Genomic DNA, 19185 nt, shown 5'->3' on the forward strand with positions numbered 1-19185 from the left:
CGATAAAGCTTATGTCGATGGGCGTCGGGACAAAGAGACAGGGTCTCAGATAACGAGGTGGCCCTGAACTACTTCCAGCAGCCCGCGCTGTCCGCCGGGGCCCTGGTGCCGTTCTGATCTATCTTTAAAGTACGGCAGACGACCTTGTCATCCGTCTGACCGCCTGTCGCAGTCGCCACGGCGGTATAGGTGGTAGTCGTATAGTTGTCGATGCCGAGAGTGTAGTAGCCGCTCGGTGTTGTAATAAGAACGCCAAGACCATTTGGGGGTGCAGTTGCCCATTCGTCGATATCGGCATAGCGATTATTCTGCAGAAAAAACTTCTCTTGAGCTGCCTGGACCCGTAGCAGTGCCATTCGTGCTTCGGTGCGATTTGTCCTGATCAAATAGCTGCGATAACTGGGAATGGCGATAGACGCCAGGATGGCCACAACTACAATAACTATCATCAGCTCGATTAATGTCACGCCTCGCATGGTTTGACGAGGCTGCATGTCTTTTCCCATGCGTGCCATCGCCGGACGAGCTTGGTTGACACACCAAGTGTGGAGATCAATTCGCATTTGAATCCCGCCAATAGGTTTTTACGCGACTGTTGAAGTTGGTGCAGGCTCCCAGCACTTCCACGCCTGACAGACAGACAATCTTGTTCGGTTCGGGGAAGAGGAAGGAGATTTCCGGAGCGATTCCGCCCTGATTCAGATCTGTATACCGATCCTCGGGGGTCAATTTGTCGTCGTCGCCTCCGGTACCCGTGTCACCGCCAGTACCGGAGTCGTTCTGATGTTGGATGGGTGATCCATCGAGTGCATTTACAACGAATGCCCTGTTGGCGCCGGTGCCGGCGGAATTGGATGTACATGCATTGGTTGCCGATCTCGACGGCCGATAAGTGGTAAAGAATATCTTGTTGTCGAATGTATTGGCTGCGGACAGCACCTTCTCGCCCACCCAGGAATCGCCCGGTTGGTTCAAGAGTATTTTCCAACCAGGGGAGTCTGCAGGAATGGTGGGGTTTACGTTCTTGGTGACGTCAAGCAGGTCGCCGTCCTTAATGAATGTACCTTCGTTGTCCAGCAGAGTGTTGTACTGAGCCTGCGTCATCGGTGTGAACGGTTTGTGATCGCGCAGGGCGTAGAAGCGATCCTGGTTAACCTCATTCAGCGGATGACCGCGGTACCCGGACCCAATAGCAATGTTCAGGAATGGCAGCTGGCCTTGCAGTTGCATCGCCGCGACGTCAGGGGCGTTGTAGAACCGCCGTGCATGCTCCTCGGTGTGCGGATTCTCGTCGTGGGATCCGAGCGATGCAATCACGCCGCCGGCAACGAGAGAGTTCGGGGCGTTGCCGTTGGTGATATCGAAACGCCAGATCTGAGCTGCCATATCGCCGACATACATCCGGTCAGCGTAACCATCCTGATTCGTGTCCAGCACCGTCACGCGGCTGGGAATGCTGTGCTCCATGCGCGCTAGTTTCAGGTTTGCATTCGATGCGGAAGAGCCAGCGGACCAAAGCAGCGTGCCTTTAAGGGCATCGACTATGTAAATACGATTGCCGGAGGCCGCGCTGGTAACGTACGCCGCGCCGTCCTCGCCGGAGTCATAGCCACCCCCGATGATCAGCGCCAGTTTCTGGCTGTTCTGGCTCACGCCCGCGACGTTCACGCGAGCTACGACTGGTGTCGACCATGCCTGCCCGATGTTCGGCAAGACCGATGAATTGATTGACCACATGAACTTCGGGGTTGTCTTGGAAGTGACATCCAGTGCGTAGTAGGTGCTGCCGCCACGCCCCTGACCGAAATATAGGATGACTCTGTCACCTGCATCGCTATCGATGATGCCATCTGCGTTGATGTCGTACTTTAGAACCTGGATTTCACCGTCCAACGCATACTGCTTGGTCGTTGTCTTCTGATTCTGATAGAGACCTTTCAGCTGTGGTAACACCTCATAAGGAATGAAAGACCATAGTTCCTTTCCTTCCTGGGTATCCACGGCATGCAGATATCCGTCATTGGTAGGAATATAGATCACTGCATCGTCCAGGCTGGGGGTCGAGGTGGTGCCTCCATAGATGACCACCGCCGGCTGCGCATGGATAGGATCACCCATCACATGTCGCGTTTCCGTGTTGTTGCCATTCACTGGATCAACGTCGCGCACGTCCTCGCCGAGTGCCCAGTCGAACAAGTCATCGCGAGTTGGATCGCCCGATCCGCCGATGCCTAGCCAGGTGTCGGTGATTGCGCTGTTGGCGCTTCTGAACGCGTGCGAGTTGCCGGTGAGATCCACCATGCTGGACGGGGTGCCCACGCCAACGTATGTATAGATCTTTCGTGAGCCCGGATCAGGAATGAGCGACGCCGCTCCGCCTTTGGAAACATCGTAGCCGTCCGTAACGCCCGACCACAGACTGCGTGCGCCTGGTTTGAAAAAGCCTGTACTCGGGTCGACGGCCGCTTGGCCGTTGTCATCCTGAATGACGCCATTGTCGACTTTGTACTTTTTCAAGTTACCCGGCCAGTGACGATTCAAGCTTGGCTGGAATACAGATACATATAAGTCGCTGAGAGTCTGTGTGCGGTTGAACGCGTTCACCGCAACCGTCGGTGATGTGAACGTCGTGTTGGTGTCGACGACTTCGTTAACAATCGAATTGAACGCTCCCTCGAGTTCCGACAGACTCCCGGCCTGATAGGCCCTGCCGCCGCCCACCTCGGCTGCGTTGTTCAGATATGTGAGCGAGTTGTTGAGGTTTCCCTGAAACTCGTCGCCGAAACCAATGAAATAAGTTTTGACGTTTTGTTTGCCCTCGACGTTGCCGCGCAAATCCTGCTCATACATGTACCTTGACATGGCGCTCAAGCATTTTCCGGCGCTGGATGGGCTGGCTCCTGACGGGCCAGAGGCATCGCAAGTCGCTCCGAGGCCCGTGATCAGGGTATCCGCCTGATTGTCTGAGTTAGGTAAGCCGTCTGTCAGGAATACGATGTAGTTGTTCTGGCAGCTGGCATCCGCCGGGCTGTCGTAATCGCTGCTCGCCGAAGTGGCTGGAAAACGCGACGATGGTACGCTCGGCGCCGCCACTTTCGACCCAGTAGGGCAATTGGCATTGTTAGCCGCAACGCTGCACACCTTGGAGTTCCCGCCGTATTCAACCGCCCCTCCGGAAAAGTATCTATAAGCCTCAAACAGCGTTTCTGAGAGCGGTGTATTGCCTGCTTCATTGAAGCCGTTGATGAGTGCGATCAAATCGGCGCGATTGGTTCCCGCGTCGATCGGTTTCGCGGGTGCCAGGACCATGCCACCGTTTCCGTCGGTGTCGTAACGCATGATCCCCACATTCATATTACTGACCTGACTCAGCAGGCTGGTTGCTGCCTCCTTTACTACTTCCATGCGTGTCTGGGTCGTTGCGGGAGGGGACCTGGAATAAGCAATGTAGTTGGGGCTCCACAGAATATATTCCTTGCCAATATTGGCGTTGCTCCACCATGTTTGGCCCGCGCTGCCCCAGCGCCCGACCGTGTCGCTTGTGGGGCCCGAGCGTGGATAAGGATTGGAATTGCTCAGATTGCCGTCGGTACCCGCATCGGCAAGGCACTCGACGCTGGAAGCGTTCGTGGACACATCGAGTGTTGCATTCCAGTTGCGGCTGCTGCTGCTGCCCCCCCAGCGAATGAATCTATCTCGATAGAAGCCTGCTCTTTCACTGTAGCCTGGCCCGTACTGCAGCGCAGATTGACTGGCTTTGCATTTGTTGTGGGTGGTGCTCGGACTAGCAATGTCGTACGTGATGAAAGACAGTCCAGTGCAGGTGGTTGGTGGCGTTGTGTTGAGCGGATCTGTCGGTCGATAGTAAAGGCGGCCAGACTGGCAGGAAGCTCTGCTCAGTGTGTACGACAGTGTTGAATCGTAGGGTTTCGGGGTCGAGGTCGCGGCATTTCCCATACTTCCGGAGGTATCCAGGACCAACATCAAGTTGGCATCGCCACCACTTTTAGTTTCCGTGAAGAATATTTCTGTGTCGTCCGCTCGTGATGTGCTGGTCATGAAGACTAGCGCCATGACGGAATTGAAGGCTGTGCTGGCGAGGCGACGCATTTTAATTCCTCTATCCTTAATATCTTTGGTCAATCGCGTATCAATTCAGCGCGGTCGTTGATCCGGTAGGTGTTACTGTCGAGTCCGCAGGTGAAATGATCGCAACACCTTGGAAATTTGTTGCTTGTGCATTTCGTCCAGACACTCCAGCGCTGCGTATCTCGAAGTGATACGTCGAGAATGCATCCCAACTCGAGCCCCACATCGCAGGCTGTGCCGCACCACCTAATTGCGGTGTGATGGTGGTGGTGTATTTATCCGGCTCGGCAACAGTCACGGTCGTGGGTCCTTCGATGCCGGCGCTAGGATTGAAACCGCCGTGCTGCAGTGAATGACCGATGCCCGCTTCGGCAGCCTGAAAGGCGTTCTGGCCGTATTGCGTGTTGCCGGCCATGACCAATTCAAGACTGGCGGTGTTCATTCCCGAGATCGCCAGAAGCGTCAGAACGAGTAGCAGCAATAGGCCAACAACCAACGCCGCACCGCGTTGCGATTGTCCTGTTCCACCGTGACTGATCATTTGTGGTTACTCACGTGCCTATGGCGTTACGGATCTGGATGGTGCGCGAGACCAACAGTCTGCGGAAACTGTCGGCGGGCGCATAGGCGCAAGTAGCGGCGTCGGTTGCATTGAGATCGGCTGTGTTGCAATTGCCATTTTTTTCGCCGATGCGATCGCCGTATTCGTAAACACGACCATCGATGAAACCGACTTCCGGGTTTTCGGCGCGCACCAATATCCAAATACGCACGGCTACGATCTGGGCACCCGTCGGTAGTGAGCCGGGGTTAACATATCGCGAAGCAATGGCGCTTGTTCCCGTAGTGTCGATTCCAAATTGGATCTGCATGTCTTCAACGCCGGGAATGATCTCCTGAGAGCTGAAGCTCGGTCCTGCAGCAAGTGACCAACGGCGTAACGCTGGCGCGTCTTCCTGCTGTACCGAATCGCGGTCTACGTAGTAGGTATTGACGATGAGGTCGTTAACTTGTCCTGCTGGTGCAGCAGTACACGGACCGCCATCACTGAAGAGCCGCCCCATCATCCGCGTAGAGCAGATCTGCAAAGTTCCCGCTGTGGCCGCCGCGATGGTGGTCGCTGCACGGCGCACGGTCAGTGTGTCCGCTGATTCCACCGCGCCAGCGCCATATGCATCGCAGCTGAGCGAGTAAGAATTGTTCGTTCCCTCAAGATTGGTCAGTAGATCGCGCGCATGGTTTATCCCGCAGTTGTCTGGCCCGCCTCCTGGTGCTTCGGACGCGGAGGCTTGGTTGGCGATCACTCCAGATCCCTTCACCAGTCCCCAGTAGTTGGACATCCGGACATCTGGCTCGATCACTGCGATCGCATAGCGCGCGGTTTCTTGAAGCCGCGCAACAATTTCACTGGTCTCGTAAGTCTTACGGCTGTCGACGTACACCTGTGTCGCGCCAAATATGAGGATCGCACCAATCGTTACCGCCACCATCAGCTCGATAAGGCTGACGCCTGCTTGGTTCGGTGAGCAGAAGGATGTGATTTCAAAGGATCGCTTCATATCTGCAATCTCATTACGTAGCTGAGTTGTTCTGGTGGGTTACCCGGTTCGGTCCAACTCACGGTAATGCGGTAAGTAATCGGATTAGTGGTGTTATCAATGACGACGGTGCCTGTCGCGTCGCCTGGTAATGCGGCTGCAATCTGCTGTTGCCAGGTGAATAAGTCATGAGCTGCCATTTGGGTTGGATTGCAAACCGCAGAGTCGCCGACGCAGCTGCTGCCGGTAGTGGCTGGCGCTCCTTCATAAGCCTCGCGAGCCGTGCGATTGGCGCGGATGCGGTCTCCCAAGTCGCTGGCCAGATTCACCGCTTGCATTCGCGAAATCGCGCTGCCGCTGGAGCGCAGCGTCACCACATATAGACTGGCGATGCCCAGCATTCCAACGCCGAGAACGATCAGGGCAACAAGCACTTCGACCATGCTGAAACCGCCAATGCGTGAGCCGCGATTGGTGGTCTTTTGCGCCATCATTTGTGTCATGGGCAGGTGTCCCCCACAGAATCCAGTGCGTTCGCGACTTCTTTCAAGTTCTTCGTTACGCGGGTTCTGCCGGTGGCTTCTATCAGCACGGCTCGGGCGCTGGAATTGTCTCCAATCGCCTTGTTGCCACGTTCGTCGCAGATCACGACATTCCGTGACGGCGATTTAGCTCCAGCGGGATTGCCGAAACCGCTCGTTGCAAAGCTGAGGATGCCGTCGTGATCGTTGATGACCGTGATGGAAGTATCGATTGCTTCGTGGCGTTCGATGATTGAGTCACCGTCGCTGAAGTGCCAGCTGTTGTCGGCGTCTTCAAAAACGAGCCATCCAGTGAAGCTGCCATAGCTGCAGCTCGGAGTCGTATCGCGAGGAGCGCTGGATGCACAGACCACAACGTTGCGTTGGCGCTTGATGGCCTCCGAGCGCGCCACTTGGGTGGAGCGAAGAAGGTCGTTTGCCGCTGCGGTAAGCCGATTGTTGCGAATGAAGTCGCGCATGTTGGGTATCGCCACTGCTGCCAACACGCCGGCAACCGTAATGGTAAGCATCAGCTCCAGGATGGTGAAGCCTGCAGCTACTGGTCGAGTGGGCATGTTTCGAGTTCCTTGCATGGTGCGAACTATAAAAATCAGCATTCGGTTGCGCTGTGGCAGCCGACCGGCGGCAAGCCAGTCGTGATAGGCGGTAGTCCACAGTCACTTCTGTAAAAACGCAGCCAGTGTCCGCGCGCACAGTCCCAATTAAAGTGTGATGTGCTTCTCATTGAAATTGGCTTCCTGAGGTGTTGCGTTGGATGAGGATCCTGTATATAAACACAGCCACTGACAATCCATACAGGCCTGATGCATGTCCGACCTCACGCCACGCCAGCGGGAAATCCTCAAGCTGATCCAGGAATCGGTGTTGGAGTCCGGCATGCCGCCGACACGCGCAGAAATTGCACAGGCATTCGGATTCAAATCACCGAATGCGGCGGAAGAGCACTTGCGTGCTCTGCAGCGTAAAGGTGTGATTGATCTGATTCCCGGCGCATCGCGGGGAATCCAACTGAAAGACTCTCTTCGCGAGCAAATGGGTCTGCCCCTGATTGGTCGAGTTGCAGCGGGCAGGCCCATCCTCGCGGAGGAGCACATCGAATCGCACTTGCAGATCGATCCCAAGATTTTTCAACCGCGGGCACATTACTTGCTGAAAGTACGTGGGATGAGCATGAAGGACATTGGCATTCTCGATGGCGATCTGGTGGCGGTGCATCGCACGCCGGATGTGCGTAGTCGGCAGGTCGTCGTTGCGCGTCTCGACAACGAGGTGACGGTCAAGCGGTACAAGCAGGAAGGCAAAATCGTCTGGTTGCTGCCCGAGAATGTGGATTTCGAGCCGATTCGGGTGGATTTGAAGGAGCAGTCGCTGACTATCGAGGGAGTCGTGGTCGGCGTGTTGCGGCAGGGCAAGTCGAAGGGAATGTTTCAGTAGTCAACGGAAGGTGATCCATGGGTTCACGCAGACAAGGGAATGTCTGTTCGCTCCGCACTGCCGCGCGAGCGGCAGTGCGGAGACAGGGATGTGCAAAAATGAGGCGCCCCTCGACTGCGTGTCGCTATGGCCGCCGCATTACGGTGCGATAGTGATGGCCCGAGTGGGAGGCAGATACGTCGGACCCAGGTTGAGGCTCTGATGTATTTGTCAGAGTCCTCGCTCCGACGCGGGTCCGGCAGTCACTGAAATATTCGACTCTATCTCGAATTGAAATCCGTTCGCGTGGAGCCTGTCGAAGCGATTGCTTCGTGATTTTCCGGAGAAGGAGCCATTCCGGAGGCCTGTGCGAAGCTGAACAAAACAACTGGGTCTATCGTTGGCTTGTTGCGAGCCGTCGCTTCTTCGCTGTCGATGGGATTCGTGGGATCGCTCAGGGAGGCAGTGCGCGCATGACGTCAGCTGTCTGCGGCGGCCTGTCGATCAGGGCGTCAGCAGGAAGGCGCGATATGGTGGATGCCAATTGCTCCGGCGCCGAGATTTCGGCGCCGGAGTGAGCGTTGGTGGAGGCGGCGGGAATCGAACCCGCGTCCGTAAGCACTACACTACAAGATCTACATGCTTAGCCCATTCATTGTATCTCGCCGCGCGCTACCCGAAGGGCAGGGAAGACGCGAAGCCAGCTTCAGCGCGTTTTAGCAAGCCGGCCTGGAGCACACCGGACTCGCGAGCTTGTGAGCGCGTCCCCCGATTCTGGATGCACAAGCACATGCCAGGCGAGGGTTAGGCGGGGTTAAGCCGCCAGAGCGTAGTTGTCGTCGTTTGCAACTATAAGTTTGTAAGCAGTTTTACGAGTTACTTACAACTCGGCATGCACCTGGAGTTTCGCCACCCACGTCGAAGCCGGTCGCCCCCGGAGCACAGGTAGTGTAGGGGCAATCGGCGCAATAACAAGCGGGATTTGGCGCTGCGTGAAGAATAGGGCGGCGATGCCAGCTGTGCGTGTGGCTCGCGACGAGCATTGCGCGGACGAAGGGACTCTGAGCTCTCCATTTTTTTGGATTTTGCCGCTCGTGAGCGACGGAGATCCTGCAGGGGAACCGCGATCGGCAAAGGCTTCGGAAGCCAGGGCACCTGGTTACGTGTGACGACTCGGCAGCCCGGCGAGCCACGGGATATCGTCGTAATAGTGACTTCATGAATGCATCGAGTTGCACGCCGAGCGCTTCACCTTGCACGCCGAGCGCTTCACCGTTTGCGGAATCGCGCGACGCAGATGGCGACGAATCACTGATACCGATGTCTATTTTCTTGCTCTGGCCGTCGTCTGCTTCGACTCGTCAGACTCGTCGTTCGCGCGCTCGATGACGTACGTGCGAATCGCCTCTGCGCTGCTGTCATCGAGGACCGGTGCAAAGCTAACCATGCCGCGGTCCTTCAGTGTCCCGTCGATCACGACAACCTTCCATGCTGCGGCGCTCGAAAGCATCGGGGAGTGGCGCAGGTCGGGTATCACTCCTGAACCGACTGCGGCGTCGCCGTGACAGACAGCGCACGAGTTGAGGTAGGCAATCTTCCCTGCGCCAATCTTCGAAGCATCGTCGCTGCGTCGCGGAGTTGCGGTCAGAGCTGCGGCCGCTGTCATTGTCGGCAACTCGCGGCGGGCACCCAGTTTGAATGCAAGGACCCGGCTGCGGTTTACGTTGATCGCGCCCTTGCGCGCGGCGTCACCTCCGGTGATCGGCATTGCGCCGCCCCAGCCAGCCACGACTGCGATGTATTGCTCGCCATTCGCTTCATAACTCACGGGCGGCGCGACAACGCCCGTCTGCGCATGAAAGCTCCAGAGCTTCGCGCCGCTGCGGCGTCGTAAGCGACGAGTTCGCCCATCGCATACCCTGGAAGACGAGATCGCCTGCCGTCGACAGCACGCTGCCATTCCATGAGCTTTCATGCGGTATCGACCAGGCAACCTGTTGCGTGATCGGATCGCGGGCCTGCAGGTAGCCACGCACGCCGGCCAGTAGCGCTGCTTTCCTCGCAGCATCCTGCGGCAGGGTCGAAATGGTCATGTCGATTCCGACATTGAAGCCGAGCGCGCGCGGCTGGTAGTTCGTTGCGTCGAGATAGGCATAGCCCGGTTCCTGCGCTGGAATGTAGACGAGTCCAGTTCGCGGACTGAACGACATCGGGTGCCAGTTGTGTGCGCCCAGAGGGCCGGACATCGCCAGAAACGGTTGTGCAGGATTCTGGTAGCGCGCTTCGGGATTCTCGATCGGTCGGCCGGTCGCGAGATCGACGCCGCTGGCCCAGTTGATCGTTGCGAAGGGCTGTGCAGAAAGCAGTTTGCCGTTGGTGCGGTCGAGGACATAGAAGAAGCCATTCTTCGGCGCCTGCAGCAACACTTTGCGTGTGTGACCTTCGATCATCAGATCCGCGAGAACCATGTATTGAGTCGCGGTGTAGTCCCAGGTTTCACCGGGCGTCGTCTGGTAGCGCCACACATACGAGCCGCTATCCGGCTTGAGTGCGACGATGGAACTCAGGAAGAGATTGTCGCCGCCGCCCGGGCTGCGAATTTTCTGATTCCACGGCGAACCGTTGCCGGTGCCGATGTACAACAGATCGAGATCGGGGTCGTAGGCCATCGAGTCCCACACGGTACCGCCGCCACCTGAATTCGCCTTTCCAGGTGCCGGCGGCCTGCTGCAATTCCCTGGATTCGAAGGGGAGGGACGGATCGCCTGGAACGGTATAGAAGCGCCAGACCTGCTTGCCCGTGGCGGTGTCGTAGGCGGCGACGTAACCGCGCACACCGACCTCCGCGCCGCCATTGCCGATGATGACCTTGTCCTTGATGACGCGAGGTGCGCCGGTAATCGTGTACGGCTTCGATTGATCGACCGTCACGACGGACCACGCTTCCCTGCCGGTTGCGGCGTCGATGGCAATCAACCGGCCGTCGAGCGTGCCGAGGACAGCTTGCCGCGATAAGCCGCGACACCACGATTGACGGTATCGCAGCATGCTTTGGCGCCTGTTTCTCCCGGTACCCGAGGGTCGTATTGCCAGAGTAGTTCGCCGCTACTCGCGTCGATGGCCTGGACCCTGCTCCACGCGCTGGTGGAATACATGACGCCGTCGATCACCAGCGGCGTTGCTTCTTGTCCGCGATGCGTGTCGAGGTCCAGTGACCAGGCGAGGCCAAGGGTCTTGATGTTCGACTTGTCGATGCTGGCGAGTGGCGAGAACCGCTGCTCCGAGTAGGTGCGCCCATGACTCAGCCAGTTGCCGGGCTCGGAGTCCGCTGCAGCAATACGCGCGGCATCCACGGCGGCGGGTGCTGCAGATCGTTGGTCAGGTGGCGGTGATTGGGGTTGGCAGGCGGCAGGCGACAACGGCCGTCGTTGCGATCGCGATCCATCGTGCGAACACGGAATCCCTTTTGCGCCGGCCCCTTGCGGCCCGTCCCCGTTCTTATAGTGCGGCTGACAATACCGCCGGGCTGCGCCCCGCGGCGACTGATCAGCGTCGGGAGTGCTTCATGACGCGCGATTTTTCGCGCTGCCACTCGCGGTCCTTGGAGGTGTCGCGCTTGTCGTGTTCCTTCTTGCCCTTCGCCAATCCCAGCTTCAGTTTGGCCCGGCCGTTCTTCCAATACAGTTCCAGCGGAATCAGCGTGTAGCCGCGCCGTTCGACCGCCCCGACCAGCCGACTCAGTTCGGCGCGATTGAGCAGCAGCTTGCGGGTGCGGATCGGGTCGGGAATGACATGGGTCGATGCCGTCGGCAACGCGGAAATGTGCGCGCCGAACAGGAAGGCCTCGGCATCCTTGAGGAAGACGTACGCTTCTTTGATCTGCGCACGCCCGGCCCGCAGGCTCTTCACCTCCCATCCCATCAGCGCGAGGCCCGCTTCGTAGGATTCTTCGATGAAGTAGTCGTAGCGAGCGCGACGGTTGTCGGCAATCAGCGGATTGTCCTTGGCCGCCGACTTTTTGGCTGATTTGGCAGTCATGGGGGCGCGGATTGTAGCGGAGAAAGGCGGTGAGAAGGATGGAACGATGCAACGATGGGCAGTAGCATCCCGCCAGCTTTCCGTCGAACTCATTCTTATCACATGCGCAAGGTCGAACGCAGCGCTCTAGTACCTTACACGCCTGCCCAGATGTTCGCCCTGGTGGAGGACATCGAGCGGTATCCGCAGTTCGTTCCATGGGTCGCTGCAGCAGCGCTGATCGAACGCACGGCGACCCAGGTGACGGCCCAGCTGGAGATGGAGCGTTCCGGTTTCCGGGAGAAGTTCACGACCCGCAATCTCCTCGATCCGCCGCGTCGTATGGAACTCACGCTGGTGGATGGTCCTTTCAGGGTGCTGGAAGGGCGTTGGAGCTTTGATCCCATCGGCGATCGCGGGACGAAAATCGGCCTGATCATGCAGTTCGAGTTCTCGAATCCGATGCTCTCGCTGATGCTGTCGAAGACTTTCGAGAAGAGCTGTGCGCAGCTCGTGGATGCGTTCGTGGCGCGCGCACGCACGGTATATGGGGTCGCCTGACGTTATTCGCGTACGGGTCGTCTACGCGCTGCCGGAGCGACAAGCGACCGTCGAACTCGTGCTGGAGCAGGGTGCGAATGTTGCAGAGGCGGTGGCGAAGTCAGGCTTGGCCGCGGAGTTTCCGGCGATATCGACGGGCCCGCTCCAGTGCGCCATCTTCGGTCGGGTGGTGTCGCCAACCGAAGCTCTGCGAGAGGGCGACAGAGTCGAGATCCTGCGTCCGCTGATTGCCGATCCCAAGCAGTCGCGTCGTCAGGCCGCAGCGCGCAACCCCATCGGTCGCGCGAGGAAGTGAGTCGTGGCTGCGCCTAGGTCTGCGAGGCGGGTTGCGTTGCGGCAGCGCTTTCCGCCTTCTGCTCGGGCGACTTATCCGATCGGTCGATGCGGATCACCTTGTCCTCTTCGAAGTACACCGTGAACTGGCGGTGCTGCGGTTCCTGCAAGCGACCCTTCTTGAGGTAGTAGACGTAGTCCCAGCGCCAGGTTTCGAAAGGATCGGCAACCATCGGCGTGCCGAGCAGCGCGCGGACCTGAATGCGCGTCATGCCGACGGCCACGCGATCGATGTCCTTCGTCTCGAGGAAATTGCCTTGCTGGATGTCGATGCGGTGCACGCAGCCACCCAGGAACGCGAGGACCAGCAGGCCAGCGACCAGCCATTTCGCCCCGGTCAGCGGTGTTGCGGCAGATGCAGAACGAATCATTCGACAACCTCGACGTGAGTGCTCGCCGACACAGTTTCCCTTCAAGGGTGGAGTGAGTCCGGCGAGTGCGTGATAATGCGGCCGCATGATACTCAAAAGGCTGCGGTAGCGCTGCAGTGGCCCGAGTATGCGGCAACTCGCCGTAACCCCCTGAATACGTGCTGGGAAACTGCCTGAGGTGACCGGTCGACCGGCTCGGGGAACTGGAGGAGCATGAACGTGGAAACCAATGATTTGCGCCGGGCCGGACTCAAGGTCACGCTCCCTCGCCTCAAAATTCTCGAAATCCTCGGCACCGCGAAGCCGCGACACATGAGTGCGGAGGACATTTACAAGCATCTGCTCGAGTCTCACGAAGATATCGGTCTGGCGACGGTTTACCGGGTGCTCACCCAGTTCGAAGCCGCGGGTCTGGTGACCCGCCATCATTTCGAGGGCACGACTGCGGTATTCGAACTCAACGAGGGCGAGCACCACGATCACATCGTCTGTCTGGACTGCGGCCGGGTCGAAGAGTTCATGGACACCGCTATCGAAACTCTGCAAAAGGAAGTGGCGACCAAGCTGGGCTATCAGCTGGTAGATCACTCGATGATTCTGTACGGACGTTGCAACCGTCCGGGTTGTCCGTCCCACGACGGGCGCGGGCGGATGAGCTAGCGCAGCGGTAGTCCGATTCCCGCGCTTGTGGGTCCGGCTTCCCCATTGGCCTTCAGCCACATGTCATCGAATCCGGGTTCGATAGAAAGTCGAACCCGGGAAGGAATCGACAGGGGCTGCTAGTTTCGCGAACGCCGCGACCCCGTCCGTGACGGCTTGGTTTTTTCTTCCGTCACGCGCGCGGCCTGCAGCATTTCTGCCGCGTGCGCGCGTGCCTGTGCGGTGATATCGATGCCGCCGAGCATCCGAGCGATTTCCTCGGTGCGTTCGGCATCCGTCAGCGGATGCAGCGATGTCCGTGTCGTCTTGCCATCGGTGAGTTTCGCGACACGAACATGGGCGTGCGCCTGGCTCGCGACCTGTGGCAGGTGAGTGACACACAAAACCTGTGTGCGCGAGCCGAGCGTGCGCAACTGACGACCGACGATTTCCGCGACACCGCCGCCGACGCCGGCATCGACTTCATCGAAGACCAGGCAGGGCAGGGCGTCGGTCTGCGCCGCTGCCACCTGAATCGCAAGACTGATACGGGACAGTTCGCCGCCCGAGGCGACCTTGGCCAGCGGACGCGGCGGCTGGCCTGGATTGGCGCTGACCAGGAACTCGATGTCGTCGGCACCATGCTGGCTGGCCGATCCCGGTGGCAGTGGCGAAACCGCTGCCAGGAACTTGCCACCCGGCATTCCGAGGCTTTGCATCAGCGTGCTGACGCGCTCGCTCAGACCCTTCGCAGCGGAGTTGCGGGCGGCTGACAGCTTGGCGCACGCGCTTTGGAACGCTTGCTCGGCGTGCTGCAGCTTCGCCTCGATACTTTCCAGCGAAGCATCCAGTGCTTCGAGCCGGCCGATCTCGGCGGCGAAATATTCGCGCGTCGCAAGCAGCTCGGCGGGTTCGATGCGGTGTTTGCGGGCAATGCCCTCGATCGCCGCGAGCCGTTGCTCCACCCACTCCTGGCGCCCTGGGTCCGCGTCGAGCAAGGACTGGTAGCGTTCGACCGACTCGACGCCTTCGCGCAACGCGATCAACGATTCGTCGATGAGTTTGGCTATTGGCGCGAACTGCGTATCGACGTCCGCGAGCGTGCGGGCAATCGACAGGGCCCGAGAGACGGCCTGTTCCGCGCTGGCATCGTCAGCCTCGCGCAGCAGCTGCATGATCGCGCGAGTTCCGTCGGCCAGTCGCCCGCGTTGCGCCAGTCGCGTCCTTTCGGCAGTGAGTTCGTCGATTTCGCCGGCCTTCAGGTCGAGACTTTCCAGCTCGCCGAGATGAAACCGCAGCATTTCCAGGCGCGTAGTGCGATCGCGCGCCGTCGCGAGCGCCTCGTCGCGTTCCTCGCGTAGCGAGGCCAGCGTTCGCCACTGCGCGCTAACGGTGTCGACGAGCGGCGAATGATCGCCGTTGCGATCCAGCAGTTCGCGCTGCGGTGCGCGTCGCATCAGCGACTGGTATTCCATCTGGCCGTGGACATCGACCAGGGTTTCGCCCAATTGCCGCAGCGACTGGACGGACATCGCCTGGCCATTGACATACGCCCGCGAGCGTCCGTCTGCGGTCACCACCCGGCGCAGAACGCATTCACCTTCGTGGTCGATTGATTGCTCATTCAGCCAATCGACCGCCGCCTGGTTGGTGGCGATGGCAAATGTTGCCGACACCTCGGCGCGATCGGTGCCATGGCGGACGACTTCTGCGCCGGCGCGGCCGCCTGCCGCCAGCAGAAGGGCGTCGACAAGGATCGACTTGCCGGCGCCGGTTTCGCCGGTCAGCACGGTTAGACCACGGCCGAGTTCAAGTTCGACCGCGTCGATGATCGCGAAGTCGCGAATCTGTATATGAGTGAGCACGGAAGTGTTTTTTTTGGCAGTCAGTCCGTTGCAGAGCCGGGCATCATGCGATCGCCGCGGCCCCAGCGCAGCTTGGAGCGCAGGATGCGGTAGTAGTCGTGATCCGGTGGATGCAGCAAGGTCACGTTGGTCTCGGCGCGGGTCACCAGCAACCGATCACCGACGATGAGTTCGCCGAGCGAGACACCGTCGCAGATGATCTGGGCATTGGCGTCGGGGCGTTCGACCAGCCGCACCTCGACGATCGATGAGCTGCGGATGACGATGGGCCGATCCGACAGCGTATGTGGGCAAATCGGCGCGAGCACGACGGCGTCGAGTTCGGGGTACAGAATGGGACCGCCGCAGGACAGGGCATAGGCCGTAGAGCCGGTGGCCGTGGCGATCACCAGGCCGTCACCGCCGTGATTGTTGACGTAGCGGCCATCGATCCAGGTTTCGAAGTCCAGCATCCGCCCGGTTTGCCATTTCTGCACGACGACATCGTTCAGTGCCTGGCATTCGCCGATCGTCTGATCGGCGCGCACCAGGCTGGCCCGCAGCATGGCCCGGTGGTCTTTCACATAGCGACCGTTCAGTACGTCGTCCAGCCGCTCGCGGATGTCGCTGGGACTGATGTCGGCGAGAAAACCGAGGCGGCCGCGATTCACGCCCAGTACCGGCACTCCTGAGGGTGCAGCCAGGCGCGCCGCATTCAGCATGGTGCCGTCGCCGCCGACGGCGACGATCAGGTCGACGCTGCTGCCCAGGTTTTTTTCCGGATGGCGCTCGATCGGCAATGATCCGAAGTCCAGCTCCGTATCGGAAGCCAGCACGACGCGGCGACCGCGCGAGTGCAGGTGAGTGGCCAGGATCAGCATGGATTCGCCGACCCGCGAATCCTGGTGGTTACCGACCAGGGCGATGGAGTTGAACGATTCTGCGGTGGGCGACATGGGCCGCTGTTTTAGCATGCGGCGATGACGCTCGTGGAGCCGGATGCGATCCAGGTTGTCGCTTGACACCGCCCGGCACCGTGCTAGTTTCGCCGCGCGTCCTTGAGGACACAGGCAAATTGCCTTCTGCCACATGGGTTTGAGTGACCGCAGTTCCGCACAACCCGAAGACACTGTTCAAGATTGACGATGAGCCCAGAGACCGGCGAGGACCAGCTCAACGAACGAGCCCAGCAACTGCTGAAGCGGCTGGTCGAGAACTACATTCGCGACGGCCAGCCGGTGGGTTCGCGCACGCTCTCGCGCGACGTCGGGCTGACGTTGAGCGCGGCAACGATCCGCAACGTGATGTCCGATCTGGAAGCGCTCGGCTTCGTGAGTTCCCCGCATACGTCGGCCGGTCGCATTCCTACCGACAAGGGCTACCGGTTCTTCGTCGATACCCTGCTGCGATACGAGCCGCTCGACGATGCCAGGGTCGTACAGATCCAGGCGCACCTCGGTGAGCACATCGACAACCCGAAAGCGCTGGTTGCAGCCGCCTCGCGCATGCTCTCGAGCGTCACGCGGATGGCGGGCGTAGTGACGTTGCCCCGGCAAAGTCATGCGTCGCTGAGTCAGATCGAGTTCATCCCGCTCTCCGACAACCGCGTCCTGGCCGTGATGATCGTAAACGGCCGCGAAGTCCAGAACCGCATCCTGCAGCTGGAGCGCCGCTACAGCGCCGACGAGCTGCGCCGCGCCTCGAACTATCTGAATCAGGAACTGGCCGGCAGGGAGCTGTCGACCATCCGCGATCGCCTGGTGTCCCAGCTCAAGGAAACCCGCGAAACCCTCAATCAGCTCATGCTCGATGCCATCATGCTGGCGCAGCAGGTCGTGGATGCGCCGGTCGCCGGCAAGATGGAATACGTCATGGCGGGCGAGACCAACCTGATGGATTTCGCCGAGCTGTCGAGCGTCGAGAAACTGCGCCGGCTTTTCGATGCATTCACGCAGCAGCGCGACATTCTCAATCTGCTCGACCACAGCCTGAAGGCCGACGGCGTACAGATCTTTATCGGTCACGAATCCGGTCACACGATCCTCGACGATTGCAGTATCGTCACGGCTCCGTACACGCTGGACAAGGAAGTCGTCGGGGTGCTGGGCGTGATCGGGCCGACACGAATGGCCTACGAACGGGTCATTCCCATCGTCGATATCACCGCGAAGTTACTGGGTTCGGCGCTGAATCAGCGCTCTTGAATTCGCGGCGTCCAGCCACAGATTCCTCAAATTGAACGCCCGGCCCGCTGGCCGCGGCCACCTATTTGCACAAATATGGAGAAGAGCACGCATGACTGCTGACCAGTTCCACCCTTCCGACAATCCGGCCGCAGAACAGGAGCCCGTCGATGTGGCTGCGCTGACGGCGGCGCTCGAAGCGGCGGAAGCCCGGGCGCTGGAGAGCAAGGATCTCTACATGCGGGCGTTGGCCGAATTGGAGAATGTCCGCAAACGCTCGGTGCGCGAGGTCGAGCAGGCCCATAAATACGCTGTCGACCGTTTTGCCAACGATCTGGTGGGTGTGAAGGACAGCCTCGAGCTCGGGGTCGACGCTGCAGGCGACGTCGATACGCTGCGAGCCGGCACCGAGGCGACCCTGAAGCTGCTGGCGAAAGCGTTCGAGAAGGCAGGCCTGGTGGAAATCGATCCACAGGGCGAAGTCTTCAATCCGGAACTGCACGAGGCCATGGTGGCCCAGCCGTCCGCAGAGCACGTCCCCAATGCCGTCATGCAGGTGGTGCAGAAGGGCTATCAGCTCAATGGCCGCCTGTTGCGGCCGGCGCGGGTCATCGTCGCGCGTGAGCCGTAAGAAATCAATTCAATAACAAGCAGATAAAGGTGCTATCTCAAGTTTCCAGCGATATAGATTCCGTGGTGGATGGCCGACGCAGATTTGTTGTGGAAAGTCTTGAAAGCCACGAGCCCAGCCGCATTAAGTTCGCCAGTTGCTTGATTTGCACCGCATAGAATTTTTCGCACGTTTTTTCAGGAGTTGAGGCACATGGGTAAAGTCATCGGCATCGATCTCGGCACGACCAACTCGTGCGTCGCGATCATGGAAGGCGGCAAGCCGCGCGTGATCGAAAACAGCGAAGGCGACCGCACCACACCGTCGATCGTCGCTTTTACGAAGGACGACGAAGTGCTGGTCGGCCAGTCCGCCAAGCGCCAGGCCGTGACCAATCCGCACAACACGCTGTTCGCCATCAAGCGCCTCATCGGTCGCCGCTTCCAGGACGAGGTGGTGCAGAAGGACGTGGGCATGGTGCCCTACAAGATCGTCAACGCTGACAACGGCGATGCCTGGGTCGAAGCCCAGGGCAAGAAGATGGCGCCGCCCGAGATCTCGGCACGCGTGCTGATGAAGATGAAAAAGACCGCCGAGGATTTCCTGGGCGAACCCGTGACCGAAGCCGTCGTGACGGTCCCTGCGTATTTCAACGACTCGCAGCGCCAGGCGACCAAGGACGCCGGCCGCATCGCGGGGTTGAACGTCAAGCGCATCATCAACGAGCCGACCGCGGCGGCGCTGGCCTATGGCATGGACAAGCAGGGCGGTGATCGCAAGATTGCCGTGTACGACCTGGGTGGTGGCACGTTCGATATCTCCATCATCGAGGTGGCCGACGTGGACGGCGAGCGTCAGTTCGAAGTGCTCGCGACCAACGGCGACACGTTCTTGGGCGGTGAAGACTTCGACCTCAAGGTCATTCATTACTTGGCGGATGAGTTCAAGAAGGAAAGCGGCGTTGACCTGCGCAGCGACCGGCAGGCGTTGCAGCGACTCAAGGAAACCGCCGAGAAGGCTAAGATTGAGCTTTCGACGGTGATGG

20 protein-coding genes, 1 other RNA gene and 1 pseudogene are annotated in these 19185 nt (G+C 59.5%); 7 read left to right on the forward strand and 15 right to left on the reverse strand.

The features are described from left to right. Positions 1-68: 68 nt before the first annotated feature. The 6 genes from VIZ63_RS22530 to VIZ63_RS22555 are packed head-to-tail and all read right to left on the reverse strand — an operon-like array spanning position 69 to position 6723. Positions 69-563: a type IV pilin protein gene (locus tag VIZ63_RS22530; RefSeq protein ID WP_331612065.1), complete on the reverse strand. Its 495-nt coding sequence runs from the start codon at positions 561-563 to the stop codon at positions 69-71. Further along, positions 553-4110, reverse strand: coding sequence for a pilus assembly protein (locus VIZ63_RS22535; RefSeq protein WP_331612066.1), 3558 nt, complete (start codon positions 4108-4110; stop codon positions 553-555). The genes VIZ63_RS22530 and VIZ63_RS22535 overlap by 11 nt, the downstream gene beginning before the upstream one ends. A gap of 40 nt (positions 4111-4150) precedes the next feature. Continuing rightward, the gene (locus tag VIZ63_RS22540; protein WP_331612067.1) at positions 4151-4630 is read right to left on the reverse strand and encodes a pilus assembly PilX N-terminal domain-containing protein; all 480 of its coding nucleotides are present in this window, start codon (positions 4628-4630) and stop codon (positions 4151-4153) included. Between the two features lie 10 nt (positions 4631-4640). Beyond that, positions 4641-5648, reverse strand: a complete 1008-nt coding sequence (locus VIZ63_RS22545; protein WP_331612068.1) for a PilW family protein — start codon at positions 5646-5648, stop codon at positions 4641-4643. Further along, a complete protein-coding gene (gene pilV, locus VIZ63_RS22550) occupies positions 5645-6130 on the reverse strand; it encodes a type IV pilus modification protein PilV (RefSeq protein WP_331612069.1) in 486 nt (161 codons plus the stop codon). The genes VIZ63_RS22545 and pilV overlap by 4 nt, the downstream gene beginning before the upstream one ends. Beyond that, positions 6127-6723, reverse strand: a complete 597-nt coding sequence (locus VIZ63_RS22555) for a GspH/FimT family pseudopilin (RefSeq protein WP_331612070.1) — start codon at positions 6721-6723, stop codon at positions 6127-6129. Before VIZ63_RS22555 ends, pilV begins: the two co-directional genes overlap by 4 nt. A 253-nt stretch (positions 6724-6976) precedes the next feature. On the opposite strand from VIZ63_RS22555, the gene lexA reads away from it, so the two are divergent. Further along, positions 6977-7603 (forward strand): transcriptional repressor LexA, encoded by a 627-nt coding sequence (gene lexA, locus VIZ63_RS22560; RefSeq protein WP_331612071.1) that lies wholly within the window; start codon positions 6977-6979, stop codon positions 7601-7603. Between the two features lie 561 nt (positions 7604-8164). Here lexA and ssrA read toward each other — a convergent pair. From ssrA to smpB, 6 genes and pseudogenes are all read right to left on the reverse strand, one after another. Further along, positions 8165-8518: a transfer-messenger RNA gene (gene ssrA, locus VIZ63_RS22565) on the reverse strand. Between the two features lie 388 nt (positions 8519-8906). Further along, positions 8907-9410, reverse strand: coding sequence for a c-type cytochrome (locus tag VIZ63_RS22570; protein ID WP_331612072.1), 504 nt, complete (start codon positions 9408-9410; stop codon positions 8907-8909). Next, entirely contained in the window at positions 9400-10251 is an 852-nt protein-coding gene (locus VIZ63_RS22575; RefSeq protein WP_331612073.1) for a hypothetical protein, read from the reverse strand. Before VIZ63_RS22575 ends, VIZ63_RS22570 begins: the two co-directional genes overlap by 11 nt. Before the next feature lie 118 nt (positions 10252-10369). Next, positions 10370-10630, reverse strand: a pseudogene (locus tag VIZ63_RS25515) (PQQ-binding-like beta-propeller repeat protein); the annotation flags it as partial. Beyond that, a complete protein-coding gene (locus VIZ63_RS22580; RefSeq protein WP_331612074.1) occupies positions 10555-10935 on the reverse strand; it encodes a hypothetical protein in 381 nt (126 codons plus the stop codon). The pseudogene VIZ63_RS25515 and the gene VIZ63_RS22580, both read right to left, overlap by 76 nt. Before the next feature lie 193 nt (positions 10936-11128). Then, positions 11129-11620, reverse strand: coding sequence for an SsrA-binding protein SmpB (smpB, locus tag VIZ63_RS22585; RefSeq protein WP_331612075.1), 492 nt, complete (start codon positions 11618-11620; stop codon positions 11129-11131). A 102-nt stretch (positions 11621-11722) separates the two neighbouring features. Between smpB and VIZ63_RS22590 the strand changes: the two genes are divergently transcribed. Next, positions 11723-12160: a type II toxin-antitoxin system RatA family toxin gene (locus VIZ63_RS22590; protein WP_331612076.1), complete on the forward strand. Its 438-nt coding sequence runs from the start codon at positions 11723-11725 to the stop codon at positions 12158-12160. Continuing rightward, a complete protein-coding gene (locus VIZ63_RS22595; protein ID WP_331612077.1) occupies positions 12147-12455 on the forward strand; it encodes an RnfH family protein in 309 nt (102 codons plus the stop codon). The genes VIZ63_RS22590 and VIZ63_RS22595 overlap by 14 nt, the downstream gene beginning before the upstream one ends. A gap of 13 nt (positions 12456-12468) precedes the next feature. Here VIZ63_RS22595 and VIZ63_RS22600 read toward each other — a convergent pair whose 3' ends face one another. Further along, a complete protein-coding gene (locus VIZ63_RS22600) occupies positions 12469-12864 on the reverse strand; it encodes an outer membrane protein assembly factor BamE (RefSeq protein ID WP_331612078.1) in 396 nt (131 codons plus the stop codon). A gap of 219 nt (positions 12865-13083) precedes the next feature. Here VIZ63_RS22600 and fur point away from each other — a divergent pair, with 219 nt between their 5' ends. Then, positions 13084-13524, forward strand: coding sequence for a ferric iron uptake transcriptional regulator (gene fur, locus VIZ63_RS22605; protein ID WP_349261256.1), 441 nt, complete (start codon positions 13084-13086; stop codon positions 13522-13524). Between the two features lie 119 nt (positions 13525-13643). On the opposite strand, the gene recN is transcribed toward fur, so the two are convergent. Next, positions 13644-15368, reverse strand: coding sequence for a DNA repair protein RecN (gene recN / locus VIZ63_RS22610; protein WP_331612080.1), 1725 nt, complete (start codon positions 15366-15368; stop codon positions 13644-13646). A 20-nt stretch (positions 15369-15388) separates the two neighbouring features. Continuing rightward, positions 15389-16303 carry an NAD(+) kinase gene (locus tag VIZ63_RS22615; protein ID WP_331612081.1) on the reverse strand — a complete coding sequence of 305 codons (915 nt, stop codon included), beginning with the start codon at positions 16301-16303 and terminating at the stop codon, positions 15389-15391. A 189-nt stretch (positions 16304-16492) separates the two neighbouring features. Here VIZ63_RS22615 and hrcA point away from each other — a divergent pair, with 189 nt between their 5' ends. From hrcA to VIZ63_RS22630, 3 genes are all read left to right on the forward strand, one after another. Then, positions 16493-17551: a heat-inducible transcriptional repressor HrcA gene (hrcA, locus tag VIZ63_RS22620; protein ID WP_331612082.1), complete on the forward strand. Its 1059-nt coding sequence runs from the start codon at positions 16493-16495 to the stop codon at positions 17549-17551. 91 nt (positions 17552-17642) lie between these two features. After that, positions 17643-18161, forward strand: coding sequence for a nucleotide exchange factor GrpE (gene grpE / locus VIZ63_RS22625; protein WP_331612083.1), 519 nt, complete (start codon positions 17643-17645; stop codon positions 18159-18161). 192 nt (positions 18162-18353) lie between these two features. Then, positions 18354-19185, forward strand: an 832-nt coding sequence (locus tag VIZ63_RS22630) for an Hsp70 family protein (protein WP_331612084.1), incomplete at its 3' end; no start/stop codon positions are given.

The organism is Povalibacter sp. (assembly GCF_036520495.1).
GTDB lineage: Bacteria > Pseudomonadota > Gammaproteobacteria > Steroidobacterales > Steroidobacteraceae > Steroidobacter.